Genomic DNA, 17,865 nt, shown 5'->3' with positions numbered 1-17,865 from the left:
CTCATTCACCGACACGTCCCTCACTGCAGGAATCTCGTCGACGTGTCGCAGGAGCCACGATCGCGCCGGCTGACTTCCGACGGGCGGCCGTCGACAACGCCGGTCGGCGACGACTCTCCCTCTCAGTACGAGTTTTGCACGTCGTTGCACGATGGGACGGAAACTACCACGGTGTTCTGTCGAACGCACGCCGAGCCGACGACAATCCCCGAAAACATATAACACTCAAGTAGAATCAGTGTGCACATGCAAGCAGTCGTACTGGCCGCAGGGAAGGGAACCCGCCTCCGGCCGCTCACCGAAGACAAGCCGAAGGTCCTCGTCGAAGTCGACGGCAAACCGCTCGTCGAGGACGTCATGGACAACCTCATCGAGGTCGGCGCAACCGAATTCGTGCTCGTCGTCGGCTACATGAAAGAGAAAATCATCGAGCGCTACGGCGACGAGTACGAGGGCGTTCCGATCACCTACGCTCACCAACGGGAACAGCTCGGACTCGCCCACGCCATCCTCCAGGCGGAACCCCACGTCGACGACGACTTCATGCTCATGCTCGGGGACAACGTCTTCCGGGCGAACCTCGGCGACGTGATCAACCGCCAGCAGGAGGAACGGGCCGACGCCGCGTTCCTCGTCGAGGAAGTCCCTTACGAGGAGGCCTCGAGATACGGCGTCCTCGACACCAACGAGTACGGCGAGATCGTCGAAGTGATGGAGAAACCCGAGGATCCGCCGTCGAACCTCGTCATGACCGGGTTCTACACGTTCACGCCCGAGATCTTCCACGCGTGTCACCTCGTCCAGCCCTCGGATCGCGGCGAGTACGAACTGCCGGACGCGATCGATCTGCTCATCCAGTCTGGTCGGACCATCGATGCGATCCGAATGGACGGCTGGCGCATCGACGTCGGCTACCCCGAGGACAGGGAGCGCGCCGAGGAGCGACTCACGGACCCCCCAGCCGAGCCGGTCGAACAATAGGTTCCCTCCCCCGACCGAGTCCGTCGTCGAGTCGTCGAACGACTCGAGGTCAACCCAAAAGGGACTAATCGTCCCCTTCCCTTGCAGATCCTATGAACGTCTCCATCGTCGGGAGCGGCTACGTCGGCACGACCGTCGCCGCCTGTCTCGCCGATCTCGGCCACACCGTGACCAACGTCGAGATCGACGAGGACATCGTCGAGGCGATAAACGCCGGCGAGGCCCCGATTCACGAGTCCGGCCTCGCGGAGCGAATCGCGGCACACGCCGGCACGACTCTCCGTGCGACGACGAACTACGAGGACGTCCGCGAGACGGATGTCACGTTCCTTTGTTTGCCCACGCCACAGTCCGAAGACGGGAGTCTCGACCTCGCGATCATGCAGGCCGGTGCGGAATCGCTCGGGCGCGCACTCGCCGAGAAAGACGACGATCACCTCGTGGTCGTCAAGAGCACGGTTCTGCCCGGCACCACCGAAGACGTCGTCGGTCCGATCCTCGAGGCCGAATCCGGAACCGAGATCGGCGACGGGCTCGAGCTCGCGATGAACCCCGAGTTCCTCCGGATGGGAACCGCAGTCGAGGACTTCCTCGAGCCGGACAAGGTCGTCTTCGGGACGGCCAGCGACGAAGCCGCCGCGACGCTTCGCGACCTGTACGCGCCGATCCTCGAGCGAGGCGACACGGACCTCGTCGAGACCGATATCCGCGAGGCCGAACTCATCAAGTACGCGAACAACGCCTTCCTCGCCTCGAAGGTCTCGCTGGTCAACGAGCTCGGGAATATCGCCCGGGAGTACGACGCGGACGCCTACGAGGTGCTCGAGGCGGTCGGGCTCGACGATCGGATCTCCGAACGGTTCATGCGCTCCGGGCTGGGCTGGGGAGGGTCCTGTTTCCCGAAGGACGTCAACGCCCTGCGGGCCGGCGCTCGTGAACAGGGGTACGACCCCGAACTGCTCGATGCGGTCGTCGCGGTCAACGACGAGCAACCGCGACGGCTCGTCGACCTGCTCGCGGCCCACGTCGACCTCGAGGGGGCCCGGATCGCGGTGCTGGGTCTGTCGTTCAAGCCCGGCACCGACGACATCCGCAAGTCGCGCGCACTCGACGTGATCGATCACCTGACGGATCGCGGCGCTGTCGTCGTCGCCTTCGACCCGGTCGCGATCGAGAACGTCCGGCCCGACTATCCCGACATCGAGTACGCCGACTCGGCGGCGGGTGCCCTCGAGGGCGCGGACGGGGCCGTCGTTGCGACCGACTGGCCGGCGTTCGACGACCTCTCCTTCGAGGGAATGGCCCGCAGCGTCGTGGTCGATGGGCGGCGGATCGACCTCGACGAGGACGCGCTCGAGGTCTACGAGGGACTGACCTGGTAGCGACGTCTGATTCGCGTCGGACCGACTGACCGTAAAAACCCGACACTGCTCAATCAGTAGCCTTTTGCGGTTCGGTAGGGGAGTTGTGTTCGATGGAAGACGATGCGGTTCGAACAGGCTCGAGCCCCCTCTCGGACGGCGGCGAGGCGATAGCCGTTACGGATGAGGCCGAGGAAATCTCGCCCGACGAGGTGTGCGTTCTCATTCCGACGCTCAACGAGGCGGCGACGATCGCCGACGTGATCGAGGGCTTCGCCGAGCAGGGGTACACGAACGTCCTCGTCATCGACGGCGATTCGACCGACGATACCCGTGAGATCGCCCGCGACCACGGGGCGGAGGTACTCGTCCAGTCGGGCGACGGCAAGGGGCAAGCGGTCCGCGAAGCGCTCGAGTACATCACCGTTCCGTACGTCTTGATGCTCGACGGCGACGGGACCTACGATCCGGCCGACGCCGACAGGATGCTCGAGCCGCTCTCGCGGGGGTACGAACACGTGATCGGCAACCGATTCGCCGACATGGACGACGACGCGATGCGCGCGCTGAACGGCTTTGGCAACCGGATGATAAACCGCGCGTTCGGGTTCGTCCACGGGGCCAACTACGAGGACATCCTCTCGGGGTATCGAGCATTTACCGTCGACTCGTTCAAACGGCTGTCCCTCGATTCGGACGGGTTCACGATCGAGACCGAACTGGCGGTCGAATGCGTCAAACACGGCGTCGAGACGACGGTCGTTCCGGTCAGTTACAGCGCTCGACCCGACGAATCCGAGACGAACCTGCACCCGGTCAAAGACGGCGGGACGATTCTCCTCGCTCTGTACTCGCTGGCCAAGACGAACAACCCCCTGTTCTACTTCGGCAGTCTCGGCGTTGCCGGCATCCTCTCGGGGAGCCTCATCGCGGTGTACGTCCTCTGGGAGTGGGTTCAGTACCACCAGAGCCACGAAGTCATGGCGCTTGCCTCGGCGGCTGCCATCCTGCTGGGCGTCCAGTTGCTCATGTTCGGCGTCCTCTCGGACATGCTCGTGACCTTACACCGCGAACAACGCCGTCGCCTCGAGCGGATCGCTCGAGACACGGACGACGAGTAAGGGAGACTGCGCTAGAACGGTAACAGCGAGCGAACCTGTGCGACGACGCCACTCGAGTGGCGCTGGCGGTACTTTTCGAAGGGGCGATGGAGCGCGTTCAGCAACTCCTGCCGAGAGTCGAACCGCTCGGCCCGGACTTCGGCGAGCATCTCGCCCAGCGGCACGTCGTTTCCGTGAACGTCGTAGGGGATGCGTTCGTGACCGAGTTCGGCTCGGACGTCGTCTTTCGTGGCCGGGAAAGACAGATCCGCGTCCCTGAGATGAGCGTCGACGGCAGCGATACCGAACTCGACGCTGTCGGGTTCCTCGTCGTCTCCGCTCGATGGTGGCCGGACTCCCATGCTATACCTCTCGCTATGGAGCCTGATACAAAAATGGCTGGGGAGACGGTCGACCAGCCGCGACGGAACACGACGGTCGACCGAACCGGGTGGCGACGCCCCCCCATCGGAACCGCCTCGGCGAGTCAGCCGTCGACACTCCTTTGGGGGCCGGGACGGAGTATGGCGTATGACCGAATACACCACGGTGTCGATCCCGAAGGACCTCGCGGATCGGGTCGAGGAGACCATCGAGGGGACGAGTTTCCAGAGCACGAGCGACCTCGTCCGGTTCCTGTTGCGAAGCATCGTCATCCAACACCAGAAGGAAGGCGAACTCACCGAAGCCGAGTTCGAAGAGATCACCGAACAGCTCCGCGGACTCGGCTACCTCGAGTAGGGGAGGCGGCCCCACGCCCTGCTATCGGTCGATACGACCCCGCTACCGAGACCCACGGTAAGTAGCACGTGTTCGACTCGAGACGAGAGCCGTTCGATTCAGTCCGTCAGCGACTGCCCCGGTGGCGAGGCGTCGACGATTTCGAGGGGCTGGCGCTTGCCGCTCCGGTCGAACGCGGCGAACGAGCCGTCGTCGACTTCCCACGGGGGGACGGCGACGAAGACGATTTCGGCGAGATCGTCCCGTCGCGTGACCTCGAGTTCGCCAACCGGGTGGGAGATGAACCGTCCCTGGGCCTGACGAGCGGGCGTCGAGAGATCGACGCCGAAGACGGCGTTGACGGCGTTGCCAGGATCGGGGAGGAAAAAGTCGGTAAACACCGGCATCGCTTCGGGGAGACCGTCCGCGCCCTCGAGTTCGCTGGCGGGCGTGATCGAAACGCCGGTCGTCACGTCGTCGGGGTCGGCGTCGCTGGCCAGGTCCAGTAGTACGTCGACGAGCGCGCGGGTTACGTAGACCACAGCCCCTCCTTTGAGTGGCTGCTAGTTAGATGTATGCCCGATAGGGGTCGGGTTTCCGGCCGCGTTCGCTGGCCGATCAGACGGGAAGCAGGGCTCGGACCATCTCTCCGTACAGCCGTGGGGTTCGCTTGCGGGACCCGGCGAGCGCGTCCTCGAGCGGTCGCGCTGCAGCCGCCATGACACCGGGCCCGTGGGCGACGAGTACCCGTTCGGGAGCCACGTTGCGAAGCGCTTCCCGTGGTGGATTGAGCCGTAACATGGGGTGGACGCCGAGCTCCTCGTCGCCGGCCAGGAAGTAGTCGGCCGCTCCCACCGTTTCGGGGACGATGAGCGTTCCGTCAGCCGGGTTGTACAGTGCGACTTCCTGCCAGAAGCGGTTGTCGACCACGGGAAACGCCTGGAGTCCGGTATCGGCGAGTTCGTCGTCGAAGCGAGCGACCGCCGCGTCGAGTTCCTCGCTGACCCCCTCGAAGAACTGGGGGACGTAGACGGGAACGTCGTGGCGGTTCGCGATGGCGGCGGCGTCTCGTTTGTGCCGGTCGAGCATGACGACGACGCCGGCGACGTCACCGAACTCCGCGAAGAGGTCGTCGATCCCCGCGGCGTCGACGGGGTCGAACACCCAGACCTCGCCGTCGATCTCGAGGGCGTGACTGGCACGTTTCATCGTCTCCTCGGGATAGGCGATCCAGCCGACGCCGCCGTCGAATCGGTCGATCTCCACGAAACCGCTCGGCCGCTCGTCGACATGTGAGCTCATACCGAAGGTTACGTAACGTAACCCCATAAGCGTAAGTAAACGGGCCCTCGATGGCTTCCCGTTGTTTCGGGTCGGTGGAGGAGTCGATCGGTGGGACCGAACCGGCCCTGACGGCGGCCGCTGCTATCGGCACGACTGCGACTATTACACACTGATCGCACGGCTGTCGGTCCATCAGGCGTGCAGCGCCCTCGTTCCTCACCGACCGCGCACTGATCGGAGCCGGACTACCGCTTTCGCACTGACTGCCGTCCAACAGTATATGCTCCTCCCCCGCGTACGTTCTCGTATGCTAACCGGGCTGGCCTGGCTGGCACTCGAGGCGAAATCCCTCGAGTCGGCACGTGAGTTCTATGCGGAGCGCCTGGGACTGACCGTCCGCGAGCGCGGGGATCGGGAACTCGCCTTTGCAGCCGGCGATACCGACCTCGTGGTCCGCCGTCCCGATGGCCTCCCGCGGGGCGGATTGCACACCCACTACGCGTTCTCGATTCCCGACGCCGAGTACGACGAGTGGTGGTCCCGGCTCGGCGACGACTACGACCTCGAGGAAGCGCAGTTCGGCCCCACGCGGTCGCTGTATCTGTACGATCCCGACGGCAACTGCGTCGAACTCGGTCAACAGGACGTCGCCGGTCCGGGGATCGACGGAATCTTCGAAGTCGTCCTCGAGGTCGCGGATCTCGAGCGTTCACGGGCCTTCTACGAGGAATTGGGGTTCGAACCCGTCGACGAAGGCCGCGGCCGCAAACGCGTGCGACTGCAGGGCCCGACGGCGCTCGAGCTCTGGGAACCTCAACTGGGAATCGCCGACGCTCGCGGCGGCGTCCACGTCGATCTCGGGTTCGAAACGGCCGATCCGGCGGCGGCGCTCGCGGCGGTCGATGATCGAATCCGGTCGCTCGAGCGGGAGACGGACGAAGCAGTCGTCGTTCGCGATCCGGACGGTCACTTCGTGACGTTCGTTTCGACGTGAGACCGGTGCCTTCGAGCAGCCGGTCCCGTCCCGGCTATCGGGTGCCTCCGTGGTCTCGAACGGGGCTCCGACGTCGGCCTCGAGCCGGTTGCGTCCGGGAGGGACGGTCCACGGCAGGCGCTCGGACGCGCCGTTCTCGTCGCCTTCGACGTCGGTGCCGCCGTCGCGTCGGGCGGGTTCTTAGAGCCGATCCATACTCACGTCCACGCCCGGCGGCGTCACGAGCAGAAACCCGCGGAAGTGGACGAGGCTGCCGCCCGCTTCCTTGAGATCCCGTGCGAACCCTGCGGCCAACTCGTTGACGTCCCCTTCGACGTTGAGGACGAGGACGTTTCCGTTCGAGACCGACTCGAGCCACTCGTCGTCGGGTGTCGTCCCATCGAGGACGCCGAGGACGATACTCCCCTCGAGGTCGAGTTCCTCGTCGATGTGGTCCTCGACAGCCCGGAGGTCGAGGTCGAAATCGCTCATACCCGGTGGGTCGAACCGGGGCGAGAAAAACGTTCGCCTCCGAACTTTTGCGCTGCGGGCGCGCCTTTGGCGCGCCCTCGGCAAAACTTCGATGAAAAGCCTGCGTCACCCCCTCAGCCGCGCCGGAGGCGCGGCTTCGAGAGTTCCTCGGCCCGCTCGCTCACTGCGTTCGCTCGCGGAGACGATCGGTCAGTCCATCGGGAACTCCTTCTGGAAGCCCCGAAACTCGGTGCGGTGGGCCTCCTCGTCGGCGAGGATCGTCACCGCCACGTCCTCGGTGACGGGGTCGTTGGCCTCGGTCGCGGCCTCGATCAGCGACCGGTAGGTCTCGACGGCACTCTCCTCGGCCTCGAGGACGCCCTCGATCACCGATTGGACGTCGGTCGTGTCTTCGGGCGGCTGGAGGCTGTGCTGGTTGGCTTCGAACGATTCCGAGCCCGGCGGCGACTCGTCGAGTTGCTTCAGCCGTTCGCCGAGTATCTGGGCGTGCTCGAGTTCCTCCTGGATGTCCTCCTCGAGACTCGCCTTGACCTCCTCGGCGTGGATGCCGTCGAGGACGATCGCGTTGGTCAGGTAGTTCATTACGGTCTCGAGTTCGTCGATGTACGCTGCGGTCAGTAGATCGGTAATCTCGTCAGTCGTCATGCGCACCGTCCTATCACGACCGGGCATATAGTCCTCACACGCGCGCTTGCTTCGGGACGCCGACAGCTGTGTCCGGACCTCACCTCGCGGCGGCTCCGAAACCACGATCCCGTCGGGGGGAGGAGTTGTGATTCTCGAGTCCGACACCGTCCGACCGATCGTTCGTGACTGCATACGTCCGATATTTTGACAATCTCCTGAAATCGGGTGCTATCGAAGATCATATCGACCGAACGTCCACCATCGAGCGCGCGCCAGCGCTCGAGCGAGGTCAGCGGGAGAAAACGGGCGGCGATCCGAGGTGAGCAGCCGTCGATTGGGCCAGTCGTCCGCCGATCACTAGAGAGTACTAGGAGAGGGGGATACCATAATAGGTCGTCGCTGTCTTGCGATTTTCGGAACACCACGAACGATAACGGCCTGTTGACCGCCAGCCTGCGCTGGCAACAGCGATAGTTTTATATATATCGTCGCACGTCGGGTTCAGATACAATGTCTTCACAAGACAGCCCATCCTCTGATACCAATCAGGGGGGTCGAGTTCTTCCAGGGCACGTTAGATTCCACTGACGAAATAGAGTCAGCACGTGTCTTCGATACGACCCTCCGGGACGGCGAGCAGTCACCCGGCACTTCGTTCTCTTACGACGACAAACGGCAGATCGCGTCCATCCTGGACGAGATGGGAACCCACGTCATCGAGGCCGGGTTCCCCGTCAACTCGGACGCCGAGTTCGAGGCCGTTCGTGATATCGCTTCGGCAACCAGTTCGACGACCTGCGGGTTAGCCCGCGTCGTCGACAAGGACATCGAAGCGGCACTCGATTCCGGCGTCGAGATGGTGCATACGTTCGTGTCCACCAGCGACGTCCAGATCGAGGATTCGATGCACGCCACCCGGGAGGAAGTCGTACAGCGCGCAGTCGAGTCGGTCGAACGCATCAAAGACGCGGGCGTGACCTGCATGTTCTCGCCGATGGATGCGACCCGAACCGACGAGGAGTTCCTGATCGACGTGATCGAAGCGGTCACCGAGGCGGGAACCGACTGGATCAACATTCCCGACACCTGTGGCGTCGCCACGCCGACCCGGTTCCGGGCCATGATCGAGAAGGTCTGTGCCCACACCGACGCACAGGTCGACGTCCACACCCACGACGACTTCGGGCTGGCGACCGCCAACGCCCTGGCCGGCATCGAAGCCGGCGCGGCCCAGGCGCAGGTGTCGGTCAACTCGATCGGCGAACGCGCCGGCAACGCCGCCTACGAGGAGTACGTGATGGCCGTCGAGTCGCTCTACCAGACCGATACGGGGATCGACACGACACGCATCACCGAACTCTCGAACGTCGTCGAGGAGAAAAGCGGCATGGACACGCCGGGCAACAAGCCCGTCGTCGGTGCCAACGCCTTCTCCCACGAGAGCGGCATCCACGCCGCCGGCGTCATCGAGAACTCCGATACCTTCGAACCCGGCGTCATGACCCCCGAGATGGTCGGTGCACAACGCCGACTGGTCATGGGGAAACACACCGGGACCCACTCGGTCCGCGAACGGCTCGTCGAGTGTGGCTTTGCACCCACCGACGAGCAGGTCCGAGCGGTCACCCGCCGCGTCAAAGACTACGGGGCCGAGAAGCGCCGGGTCACCGTCGACGACCTCGAGCGCTTCGCGACGGAGGCTGGCGTCGAACGCCAGCAAGACCACGAGGAGGTGCGCGCCTGAGGGATGTCCTCCCCGTTTGCCTCCGTTGGCGAGCCCCGGCTATCGCGGTCGAGCGATCGGGCTCGAGCGACTCGTAAGGATTATGATCCTCGACGGAACTACGTATACAGTAATGACGGTCCGCGCTCCCCTGTCGGCTCGCGTTCGCACGGTCGACACCAGCGCGTTCGCTTCGATTCGTATTGTAGGGGCTCTGTAGCCCCATTTCTAGTACCTCGTAGCTTCGGACCCGACGGCGTATCGTTCTTCGAGCGATCACCACCCCACCAGATGACACCACACTACCGTACACCACTCGATCGCCAGACAACGGCGGGAGACAACAGATGAGCGAACGCGCAGCAAAGGTCACGCCAGCGGACGACGAACAGGACGACGATCAGATCACCGACAGCGCCGCGCCCGATGCGGTCACCGAGGACGACGCGGCAGGCGGCGACTCCGGATCGACGGCCGAGCCGGTCACGACGGGTGCCGAATCCGTCGTTCGCGCCCTCGAGAACGCGGGCGTCGAGTACGCCTTCGGCGTCCAGGGCGGGGCGATCATGCCCGTCTACGACGCCCTCTACGATTCGGACATCCGTCACGTGACGATGGCCCACGAACAGGGCGCGGCCCACGCGGCCGACGCCTACGGCATCGTTTCCGGCGAGCCGGGCGTCTGCCTGGCGACGTCGGGGCCGGGTGCGACCAACCTGGTCACCGGCATCGCGGACGCCGATATGGACTCTGATCCGATGGTCGCGCTTACGGGGCAGGTTCCGACGGAGTTCGTCGGCAACGACGCCTTCCAGGAGACCGACACCACCGGCGTCACGACGCCAGTCACGAAGGACAACACGTTCGCGAGCGATTCGGATCGCGTCGGCAGCGACGTCAGCGAGGCGTTCGCACTCGCCCGCGAGGGCCGACCGGGACCGACGCTGGTCGACCTGCCGAAAGACATCACCAAGGGAGCGACCGACCGCGAGCCCGACGCCCCGACCGTTCCGGACACCTACCAGGTGCAAGAGCGGGCGGATTCGGAGATCGTCGACGCGGCGGCCGAGCGGATCGAGAACTGCGCTCGTCCGGTCATGCTGCTCGGCGGTGGCGTCATCAAGGGCGAGGCCAGCGAGGCCTGCCGCGAGTTCGCCATCGAACACGAGATCCCGGTCATCACCACGATGCCCGGCATCGGCGCGTTCCCCGAAGACCACGAGCTGTCCCTCGAGATGGCGGGCATGCACGGCACCGGCTACGCGAACATGGCGGTCACCCACTGTGACACGCTGATCGGGATCGGTACCCGGTTCGACGACCGGCTGACCGGTGGCATCGAGACCTTCGCGCCCGACGCGAAGGTCATCCACGTCGACATCGATCCGGCGGAGATCTCGAAGAACATCCACGCGGACTACCCGCTAATCGGCGACGCCGAAACCGTCGTCGAGCAGCTGAGCGAGGCCGTCGATTCCTCGCCGGAAGCGAAGAAGTGGCGCGCCCAGTGCCAGCAGTGGAAATCCGACTACTCGATGGCCTACGACGCGCCCGAGGACAAGCCGGTCCAGCCGGAGTTCGTCGTCGAGGCCCTCGACGAGGCCACGAGCGACCGGGCGATCGTCACCACCGGCGTCGGCCAACACCAGATGTGGGCCTGTCAGTACTGGACGTACACCGAGCCCCGGACCTGGGTCTCGAGTCACGGCCTCGGCGCGATGGGGTACGGACTGCCCTCGGCGATCGGCGCGCGGCTCGCGGCCGACGACGACCAGGAGGTCGTCTGTATCGACGGCGATGGCTCGTTCCTGATGACGCTGCAGGGACTGTCGGTCGCCGTCCGCGAGGAACTCGACATCACGGTCGCCGTGCTCAACAACGAGTACATCGGCATGGTCCGCCAGTGGCAAGACGCCTTCTTCGACGGGCGTCACTCCGCGTCGGACTACGGCTGGATGCCCGAGTTCGACAAACTCGCCGAGGCGTTTGGCGCGTGTGGCTTCCGAATCGACGATTACGACGATGTCGCCGAGACGATCGACGACGCCATCGCGTACGACGGCCCCTCGGTGATCGACGTCCACATCGATCCCGACGCCAACGTCTATCCGATGGTGCCAAGCGGCGGCGACAACGGCCAGTTCGCACTCACGGAGGACCAGCTATGAGCGCCGGACGAACCGCGTCCGACTGTAACCGAAACCCCGAGACGACGTCGCCGTCTCGAGCGTTGCCACGCTCCGTGCAGCGACACACGAGGTGTTTCGCATGAAGAAAGGACTCGAAGGCCCGCCGCCGGCGGACCGACCGACGCCAGCCGGGCGACGCAACAAGCAAGGCATTCGTATCGATCCCGAGGTCGAAGCGACTCACGAGCCTCGCCGCACCGTCATCTCCGCGCTGGTCACGCACGAACCGGGCGTGCTCTCCGACGTCTCGGGGCTGTTCTCGAGACGGCAGTTCAACATCGAGAGCCTGACCGTCGGCCCCACGGAAGACGAGGATCACGCGCGGATCACGATCGTCGTCGAGGAGCCCGATCCCGGCATCGACCAAATCGAGAAACAGCTCCGCAAACTCGTGCCGGTGATCTCCGTGCGCGAACTCGAGCCCGACGCGATGCGCCGGGAACTGGCGTTGATCAAGGTCGACGCCAGCCGGCCGGATCAGGTCGCCGCCGTCGCGGAGATGTACGACGGGAAGACCGTCGACTCGAGTCCGGAGACCGCGACGATCGAAGTGACCGGCGCGCGCCAGAAGATCGAGGCCGCGATCGATACCTTCAGTCAGTTCGGCGTTCGGGAGATCTCCCGAACGGGGACGACGGCACTGGCCCGCGGTACCGATCGGACCGCGGCCAGTTCGACGGCACAGCCCGCCGACGAGGCGAACTACGAAGACCAATACACACACACTGCTAACGATGACTGACGAATTCACCACCGAGATTTATTACGACGACGACGCAGACGTATCGACGCTTGACAACGAGACCGTGGCCGTGCTCGGCTACGGGAGCCAGGGTCACGCCCACGCGCTGAGCCTCGACGACAGCGGCGTCGACGTGGTCGTCGGCCTCCACGAGGGATCGTCCTCGCGCGATACCGCCGAAGCCGACGGCCTCACGGTTACGACGCCCGCCGACGCGGCCGCACAGGCCTCCTACGTCTCCGTGCTGATCCCCGATACGGTCCAGCCGGATGTCTACGAGAACGCCATCGAGCCGAACCTCGAGGCAGGCGACACGCTCCAGTTCGCTCACGGGCTGAACATCCACTACAACCAGATCGAGCCGCCCGAAGACGTCGACGTGACGATGATCGCCCCCAAGAGCCCGGGCCACCTCGTCCGCCGCAACTACGTCAACGGCGAGGGAACGCCCGGTCTGTTCGCGGTCTACCAGGATACGACCGGCGACGCGGCCGACCGCGCGCTGGCGTACGCGAAGGGAATCGGCTGTACCCGTGCCGGCGTCATCGAGACGACGTTCCAGGAGGAGGTCGAATCCGACCTCTTCGGCGAGCAGGCCGTCCTCTGTGGCGGCGTCACCTCGCTGGTCAAACACGGCTTCGAGACGCTCGTCGACGCCGGCTACTCGCCGGAGATCGCCTACTTCGAGTGTCTCAACGAACTCAAGCTGATCGTCGACCTGATGTACGAGGGTGGCCACGCCGAGATGTGGGATTCCGTCTCCGACACCGCCGAATACGGCGGTCTGAGCCGCGGCGACGACATCGTCGACGAGACCGTCCGCGAGAACATGGAAGCGGCCCTCGAGGAGGTCCAGAACGGCGAGTTCACGCGCGAGTGGATCCTCGAGAACCAGGCCGGTCGTCCGAGCTACAACCAGCTTCGGGAGGCCGAGAAAAACCACGAGATCGAGCAGGTCGGCGAACGACTGCGCGACCTGTTCGCCTGGGCCGAGACAGCGGAAAGCGAAGACGAGTCCGCCACGGTGCAGGCGGACGACTAACCACGGACCCGAACGACGATGAACGAAACCGACGACACGACAGAGACGATGGGCGACGTCAGCCACACGAATCCCTACACGGGACGAACGGCTGGCCAGCTGTTCAGCCGCGGGCCGACCGTCGCAGCTGACGGTGGCGAGCCGGACCCGGCTGCAGCGGAGCCCGACGAGACCGACGGGGCCGACGAACGGACGGGGCGAAAAACGAAAATGCGCGATGTCGACCACACGCCGCCCAACAGTGCCGACGACGCGAACCGCGTCTTCGAACGCGGCGTCGAGCACGGTGACTCCGTAGAGGACGAAGAATGAGCGAGGATACACTGTACGACAAGGTGTGGGATCGACACAAAGTAACCCGCCTGCCGACCGGACAGGATCAGCTGTTCGTCGGGCTCCACCTCATCCACGAGGTGACCAGCCCGCAGGCCTTCGGCATGCTCCGCGAGCGCGACCTCGAGGTCGCCTATCCGGAACTGACCCACGCGACGGTCGACCACATCGTCCCGACGGCCGACCAGTCCCGGCCCTACAAGGAGGACGCGGCCGAGGAGATGATGGCCGAACTCGAGGCAAACGTCCGCGACGCGGGCATCGAGTTCTCGGATCCGACGACGGGCGATCAGGGGATCGTCCACGTCATCGGACCGGAGCAGGGGATCACCCAGCCCGGCAAGACCATCGTCTGTGGGGACTCCCACACCTCGACCCACGGTGCCTTCGGCGCGCTCGCCTTCGGCATCGGGACCTCCCAGATCCGCGACGTGCTCGCGACGGGCACCGTCGCCATGGAGAAACAGAAGGTCCGCAAGATCCAGGTCGACGGCGAACTCGGTGACGGCGTCGAGGCGAAAGACGTGATCCTCGAGATCATCCGTCGCCTGGGCACCGAGGGCGGCGTCGGCTACGTCTACGAGTACGCCGGCGAGGCCATCGAGTCGCTGGGGATGGAGGGTCGGATGTCGATCTGTAACATGTCCATCGAGGGCGGCGCTCGCGCGGGCTACGTCAACCCCGACGAGACCACCTACGAGTGGCTCGAGGAGACCGACTACTTCCAGGAGAACCCCGAGAAGTTCGACGAACTCAAGCCCTACTGGGAGTCCATTCGCTCCGACGCGGACGCCGAGTACGACGATGTCGTCCACATCGACGCGAACGAACTCGAGCCGGTCGTCACCTGGGGGACCACGCCCGGGCAGGGAGTCGGCATCTCCGATCCGATTCCGGAGCCGGAGTCGCTTCCAGCGGAGAAGCAAGACACCGCCCGGCGTGCGCAGGAACACATGCGCGTCGAGCCCGGTGAGACGATGGAGGGCTACAATATCGACGTCGCCTTCCTCGGCTCCTGTACGAACGCCCGCCTGCCGGACCTGCGACGCGCCGCCCGGATCGTCGAGGGACGGGCGGTCGCCGACGACGTCCGCGCGATGGTCGTCCCCGGCAGCCAGCGCGTCCAGCGCGTTGCCGAGGAGGAAGGGCTCAAGGACACCTTCGAGGAGGCCGGCTTCGAGTGGCGCAACGCCGGCTGTTCGATGTGTCTGGGGATGAACGAGGACCAACTCGAGGGCGACGAGGCCTGTGCCTCCTCCTCGAACCGGAACTTCGTCGGCCGGCAGGGATCGAAGGACGGGCGGACCGTCCTGATGAACCCGCGGATGGTCGCCGCAGCGGCGATTACCGGCGAAGTCTCCGACGTGCGCGATCTGAAGGAGGTGAACCTCGCATGACGGATGAAGTCGAGATTCCGGAGGTCAACTACGTTTCCGGTTCGGGCGTCCCGATTCGGGGCAACGACATCGACACGGACCAGATCATCCCCGCCCGGTTCATGAAGGTCGTCACCTTCGACGGACTGGGCGAGTTCGCGTTCTTCGACCTGCGGTTCGACGACGACGACAACCAGAAAGAGCACCCGTTCAACGAGGACCGCTATCAGGACTCCTCGGTGATGGTCGTCAATTCGAACTTCGGGTGTGGCTCCTCGCGCGAGCACGCGCCCCAGGCGCTGATGCGCTGGGGGATCGACGCGATCATCGGCGAGAGCTTCGCCGAAATCTTCGCGGGCAACTGTCTGGCCCTCGGGATTCCGACCGTGACCGCCGACAGCGAGACGATCGAGGACCTCCAGGAGTGGGTCGACGCGAACCCCGACGGTGAGCTCGAGATCGACGTCGAGGCCGAAACAGTGACCTACGGCGATCGGACCATCGACGTCACCGTCGACGACGCCCAGCGCAAGGCCCTCGTCGACGGCGTCTGGGACACGACGGCGCTGATGAAGTCCAACGCCGGCGCAGTCCGAGAGACGGCTCGAGAGTTGCCCTACGTCGACGACGCGGCGATTCCCGACGCCGAGTAACGTAGCGGTCGTCCGTTTCGTTTTTTCCGAAAAATCGATCCAACAGCGATTGTCGTAGATCGCTTCTCCCCCCGTCCCCGTGTTCCGGAGCCGAGCCGTCCGAACCGTCGACGTCGGCACGATCGACTCCGTCGTGGACCGAAGCCGTCGCCTGACTGGCATCGCTCACCCGTTGTGGTAGCGGCAGCGGGCCACCGAAACCGCGAGATATTTCGGCGACTGCCTCGATATCGTTCCGTATGTCTCGTTCCCTCGACGTATCGCTTTTCCTGGTGCTCGCCGTGTTGTGGGGCTTTTCGTTTCCGGCCATCTCCGTCGGCCTCGAGTCTCTTCCGCCGTTGCTGTTCGCAGCCGTTCGGTACGACATCGCGGCGGTGATACTGTTGACCTACGCCGCGCTCCGAGTCGACGACTGGGTGCCCACCCGACGAAACGATCTGGTCGCGGTCGTGGGCGGTGGCGTGTTCCTGATCGGCGGCAACGGACTCCTGTTCATCGGCCAGCAGACCGTCCCGAGCGGGGTCGCCGCGATCATTCAGGGGCTGGTTCCGATCGTCACTGCGCTGTGGGCGATCGTCCTGCTGGGCGAACGACTCTCCCCGCTCGGTGCCGTCGGCGCGGCGATCGGCTTCTTCGGCGTCGGTCTCGTCGTCCAGCCGGATCCGAGTAATCTCCTCGGGGGTGACGCCGCCGGCCGACTGCTCGTCGTCGGCCAGGTCTGTAGCGTCGCACTCGGCGGCGTCCTGATCCAGCGCGCCGGCCCGACCATCGAGCGGGCGTCGCTCGTCGGCTGGTCGATGTTCGTCGGCGGGTTCGTCCTGCACACGGTCAGCTTCGGGGCCGGTGAGTTCCCGTCACCGGACGTCCTCGTCCCGACCGCGGTCGGCGCAGTGGTCTATCTCGGGGTCTTCGCGACCGCGATCGCCTTTCTGATCTACTTCAGGGTCCTCGAGGAACACGGCGCGTTCGAGGCGGCGCTGATCGGCTATCTGGTCCCGATCGTCGCGACGATCGCGGGCGTCGTCTTGCTCGACGAGACGGTCGGGACGATGACGATCGCCGGCTTCGGGCTGGTCGTCGTCGGGTTCGCACTGCTCAAACGGCGCTCGATCGCCGACGCGGTGGGGACCTCGACGGGCGTCGGAAGCCCGTAACTCACCACCTGCGTGACGATGACGGTATCGATACCCTCTTTTCGGCTCCACATCGATGTTTGGGCATGACTCACGAAATCGCCGTGATTCCGGGCGACGGAATCGGACAGGAAGTAACACCCGCCGCAATCGAGGTCCTCGAGTCGTTCCCGATCGACTTCGAGTTCGTCGAGGCCGAGGCCGGCGACGCGGTCCTCGCGGAGACGGGCGAGGCGCTGCCCCAGGAGACCTACGATCTGGCGGCATCGGCCGACGCGACCCTGTTCGGTGCGGTCGGTGAGACTGCAGCCGACGTCATCCTGCCGCTTCGAACGGCGGTCGATTCGTTCGTCAATATCCGCCCCGCGAAGGCGTATCCGGGAGTCGACGCCGTGCGACCCGAGACGGACCTGGTCTTCCTCCGGGAGAACACCGAAGGCGTCTACTCGGGGCTCGAGGATCGACTGACACAGGACGTCTCGACGCTGACGCGCGTCGTCACGGAATCGGCCTCGAAGCGACTCGCCGAATTCGCCTGCGACTACGTCGCCGGCGACGAACACGACGGTTTTTCGATCGTCCACAAGGCCAACGTCATGCGGGAGACCGACGGCCTCTTCCGTGATACGGTTCGCGACGTCGCCGAGGAGCAGGGCGTCGAGACGAACGAAGTGTTGATGGACGCCTTCGCGACGCGGGTCTGTCTCGACCCCGAACAGTTCGACGTCGTCGTCTGTCCCAACCTCGCGGGCGACGTGCTCTCGGACCTCGCGGCCGGACTCGTGGGCGGGCTGGGCCTGCTCCCCTCGGCGAACATCGGTCCCGAGCGCGCCGTGTTCGAACCCGTCCACGGCACCGCGCCGGACATCGCGGGTGAGGGGATCGCGAACCCCGCCGCGATGATCCTCTCGACCGCCATGTTGCTCGAGTATCTGGGCTACGAGGCGGAAAGCGCGGCCGTCGACGACGCCGTCGAGGCCACGCTCGAGGAGGGGCCACGCACGGCGGATCTGGGGGGCGACGCCTCGACGGACGACGTGACCGAAGCGATCATCGACCGACTCTAAGACGACCGGACAGCAGTCGATACGAAGACGATCGTCTTTACGTCGTTCCGTTCGGCAGTATACGCGACG

19 protein-coding genes are annotated in these 17,865 nt (G+C 65.1%); 14 read left to right on the top strand and 5 right to left on the bottom strand.

Annotated features, from left to right (window positions below; genetic code table 11):
• The first annotated feature begins 246 nt into the window (after window positions 1-246).
• The 3 genes from aglF to aglJ all read left to right on the top strand — a co-directional run bounded on the left by aglF (window position 247) and on the right by aglJ (window position 3,463).
• The gene (gene aglF, locus CP557_RS14030) at window positions 247-981 is read left to right on the top strand and encodes a UTP--glucose-1-phosphate uridylyltransferase AglF (RefSeq protein WP_097380481.1); all 735 of its coding nucleotides are present in this window, start codon (window positions 247-249) and stop codon (window positions 979-981) included.
• A 92-nt stretch (window positions 982-1,073) separates the two neighbouring features.
• Window positions 1,074-2,363, top strand: coding sequence for a UDP-glucose 6-dehydrogenase AglM (aglM, locus tag CP557_RS14025; RefSeq protein ID WP_097380480.1), 1,290 nt, complete (start codon window positions 1,074-1,076; stop codon window positions 2,361-2,363).
• 92 nt (window positions 2,364-2,455) lie between these two features.
• Entirely contained in the window at window positions 2,456-3,463 is a 1,008-nt protein-coding gene (gene aglJ / locus CP557_RS14020) for an S-layer glycoprotein N-glycosyltransferase AglJ (protein WP_097380479.1), read from the top strand.
• Window positions 3,464-3,474: 11 nt separating this feature from the next.
• Here the strand turns inward: aglJ and CP557_RS14015 are convergent, their stop codons facing one another.
• A complete protein-coding gene (locus tag CP557_RS14015; protein WP_097380478.1) occupies window positions 3,475-3,804 on the bottom strand; it encodes a helicase associated domain-containing protein in 330 nt (109 codons plus the stop codon).
• 169 nt (window positions 3,805-3,973) lie between these two features.
• Between CP557_RS14015 and CP557_RS14010 the strand changes: the two genes are divergently transcribed.
• On the top strand, window positions 3,974-4,183 hold the full coding sequence (locus CP557_RS14010) for a ribbon-helix-helix domain-containing protein (RefSeq protein ID WP_006186097.1): 210 nt from the start codon (window positions 3,974-3,976) through the stop codon (window positions 4,181-4,183).
• Window positions 4,184-4,281: 98 nt separating this feature from the next.
• On the opposite strand, the gene CP557_RS14005 is transcribed toward CP557_RS14010, so the two are convergent.
• A complete protein-coding gene (locus CP557_RS14005; RefSeq protein WP_097380477.1) occupies window positions 4,282-4,704 on the bottom strand; it encodes an MPN domain-containing protein in 423 nt (140 codons plus the stop codon).
• 76 nt (window positions 4,705-4,780) lie between these two features.
• Window positions 4,781-5,464, bottom strand: coding sequence for a hypothetical protein (locus CP557_RS14000; RefSeq protein ID WP_097380476.1), 684 nt, complete (start codon window positions 5,462-5,464; stop codon window positions 4,781-4,783).
• Between the two features lie 289 nt (window positions 5,465-5,753).
• On the opposite strand from CP557_RS14000, the gene CP557_RS13995 reads away from it, so the two are divergent.
• The gene (locus CP557_RS13995) at window positions 5,754-6,440 is read left to right on the top strand and encodes a VOC family protein (RefSeq protein WP_097380475.1); all 687 of its coding nucleotides are present in this window, start codon (window positions 5,754-5,756) and stop codon (window positions 6,438-6,440) included.
• Between the two features lie 180 nt (window positions 6,441-6,620).
• On the opposite strand, the gene CP557_RS13990 is transcribed toward CP557_RS13995, so the two are convergent.
• Both CP557_RS13990 and CP557_RS13985 read right to left on the bottom strand, forming a co-directional pair.
• On the bottom strand, window positions 6,621-6,911 hold the full coding sequence (locus CP557_RS13990; RefSeq protein WP_097380474.1) for a DUF5779 family protein: 291 nt from the start codon (window positions 6,909-6,911) through the stop codon (window positions 6,621-6,623).
• A gap of 189 nt (window positions 6,912-7,100) precedes the next feature.
• On the bottom strand, window positions 7,101-7,556 hold the full coding sequence (locus tag CP557_RS13985) for a ferritin-like domain-containing protein (RefSeq protein ID WP_097380473.1): 456 nt from the start codon (window positions 7,554-7,556) through the stop codon (window positions 7,101-7,103).
• 517 nt (window positions 7,557-8,073) lie between these two features.
• Here CP557_RS13985 and CP557_RS13980 point away from each other — a divergent pair.
• From CP557_RS13980 to CP557_RS13940, 9 genes are all read left to right on the top strand, one after another.
• Window positions 8,074-9,282 (top strand): LeuA family protein, encoded by a 1,209-nt coding sequence (locus tag CP557_RS13980; RefSeq protein ID WP_245853082.1) that lies wholly within the window; start codon window positions 8,074-8,076, stop codon window positions 9,280-9,282.
• Between the two features lie 326 nt (window positions 9,283-9,608).
• On the top strand, window positions 9,609-11,429 hold the full coding sequence (gene ilvB / locus CP557_RS13975; protein WP_097380471.1) for a biosynthetic-type acetolactate synthase large subunit: 1,821 nt from the start codon (window positions 9,609-9,611) through the stop codon (window positions 11,427-11,429).
• Between the two features lie 100 nt (window positions 11,430-11,529).
• On the top strand, window positions 11,530-12,192 hold the full coding sequence (gene ilvN / locus CP557_RS13970; protein WP_097380470.1) for an acetolactate synthase small subunit: 663 nt from the start codon (window positions 11,530-11,532) through the stop codon (window positions 12,190-12,192).
• Window positions 12,185-13,234: a ketol-acid reductoisomerase gene (gene ilvC, locus CP557_RS13965; protein ID WP_097380469.1), complete on the top strand. Its 1,050-nt coding sequence runs from the start codon at window positions 12,185-12,187 to the stop codon at window positions 13,232-13,234. Before ilvN ends, ilvC begins: the two co-directional genes overlap by 8 nt.
• Before the next feature lie 18 nt (window positions 13,235-13,252).
• Entirely contained in the window at window positions 13,253-13,546 is a 294-nt protein-coding gene (locus CP557_RS13960; protein WP_097380468.1) for a hypothetical protein, read from the top strand.
• Entirely contained in the window at window positions 13,543-14,964 is a 1,422-nt protein-coding gene (gene leuC / locus CP557_RS13955) for a 3-isopropylmalate dehydratase large subunit (RefSeq protein WP_097380467.1), read from the top strand. Before CP557_RS13960 ends, leuC begins: the two co-directional genes overlap by 4 nt.
• Complete coding sequence (leuD, locus tag CP557_RS13950; RefSeq protein ID WP_097380466.1) at window positions 14,961-15,596, top strand: 3-isopropylmalate dehydratase small subunit; 636 nt, start codon at window positions 14,961-14,963, stop codon at window positions 15,594-15,596. Before leuC ends, leuD begins: the two co-directional genes overlap by 4 nt.
• 239 nt (window positions 15,597-15,835) lie before the next feature.
• Window positions 15,836-16,750, top strand: coding sequence for a DMT family transporter (locus CP557_RS13945; protein WP_097380465.1), 915 nt, complete (start codon window positions 15,836-15,838; stop codon window positions 16,748-16,750).
• Between the two features lie 65 nt (window positions 16,751-16,815).
• Window positions 16,816-17,796 carry an isocitrate/isopropylmalate dehydrogenase family protein gene (locus tag CP557_RS13940; protein ID WP_097380464.1) on the top strand — a complete coding sequence of 327 codons (981 nt, stop codon included), beginning with the start codon at window positions 16,816-16,818 and terminating at the stop codon, window positions 17,794-17,796.
• Window positions 17,797-17,865: the final 69 nt, after the last annotated feature.

The sequence above is a fragment of the Natrinema ejinorense genome, assembly GCF_002494345.1.
Taxonomy (GTDB): Archaea; Halobacteriota; Halobacteria; order Halobacteriales; family Natrialbaceae; genus Natrinema; species Natrinema longum.
This window is presented reverse-complemented; position numbering and strand designations above follow the sequence as displayed.

Bases quoted from the DNA above. Each gene is read 5' to 3' on its own strand.
- aglF (WP_097380481.1), top strand. From the start codon at position 247: ATGCAAGCAGTCGTACTGGCCGCAGGGAAGGGAACCCGCCTCCGGCCG.
- leuC (WP_097380467.1), top strand. From the start codon at position 13,543: ATGAGCGAGGATACACTGTACGACAAGGTGTGGGATCGACACAAAGTA.
- CP557_RS13940 (WP_097380464.1), top strand. From the start codon at position 16,816: ATGACTCACGAAATCGCCGTGATTCCGGGCGACGGAATCGGACAGGAA.
- CP557_RS14000 (WP_097380476.1), bottom strand. From the start codon at position 5,464: ATGAGCTCACATGTCGACGAGCGGCCGAGCGGTTTCGTGGAGATCGAC.
- CP557_RS13960 (WP_097380468.1), top strand. From the start codon at position 13,253: ATGAACGAAACCGACGACACGACAGAGACGATGGGCGACGTCAGCCAC.
- ilvN (WP_097380470.1), top strand. From the start codon at position 11,530: ATGAAGAAAGGACTCGAAGGCCCGCCGCCGGCGGACCGACCGACGCCA.
- CP557_RS13990 (WP_097380474.1), bottom strand. From the start codon at position 6,911: ATGAGCGATTTCGACCTCGACCTCCGGGCTGTCGAGGACCACATCGAC.
- CP557_RS13985 (WP_097380473.1), bottom strand. From the start codon at position 7,556: ATGACGACTGACGAGATTACCGATCTACTGACCGCAGCGTACATCGAC.
- ilvC (WP_097380469.1), top strand. From the start codon at position 12,185: ATGACTGACGAATTCACCACCGAGATTTATTACGACGACGACGCAGAC.
- CP557_RS14010 (WP_006186097.1), top strand. From the start codon at position 3,974: ATGACCGAATACACCACGGTGTCGATCCCGAAGGACCTCGCGGATCGG.
- CP557_RS13945 (WP_097380465.1), top strand. From the start codon at position 15,836: ATGTCTCGTTCCCTCGACGTATCGCTTTTCCTGGTGCTCGCCGTGTTG.
- CP557_RS13995 (WP_097380475.1), top strand. From the start codon at position 5,754: ATGCTAACCGGGCTGGCCTGGCTGGCACTCGAGGCGAAATCCCTCGAG.
- CP557_RS14015 (WP_097380478.1), bottom strand. From the start codon at position 3,804: ATGGGAGTCCGGCCACCATCGAGCGGAGACGACGAGGAACCCGACAGC.
- aglJ (WP_097380479.1), top strand. From the start codon at position 2,456: ATGGAAGACGATGCGGTTCGAACAGGCTCGAGCCCCCTCTCGGACGGC.
- ilvB (WP_097380471.1), top strand. From the start codon at position 9,609: ATGAGCGAACGCGCAGCAAAGGTCACGCCAGCGGACGACGAACAGGAC.
- aglM (WP_097380480.1), top strand. From the start codon at position 1,074: ATGAACGTCTCCATCGTCGGGAGCGGCTACGTCGGCACGACCGTCGCC.
- leuD (WP_097380466.1), top strand. From the start codon at position 14,961: ATGACGGATGAAGTCGAGATTCCGGAGGTCAACTACGTTTCCGGTTCG.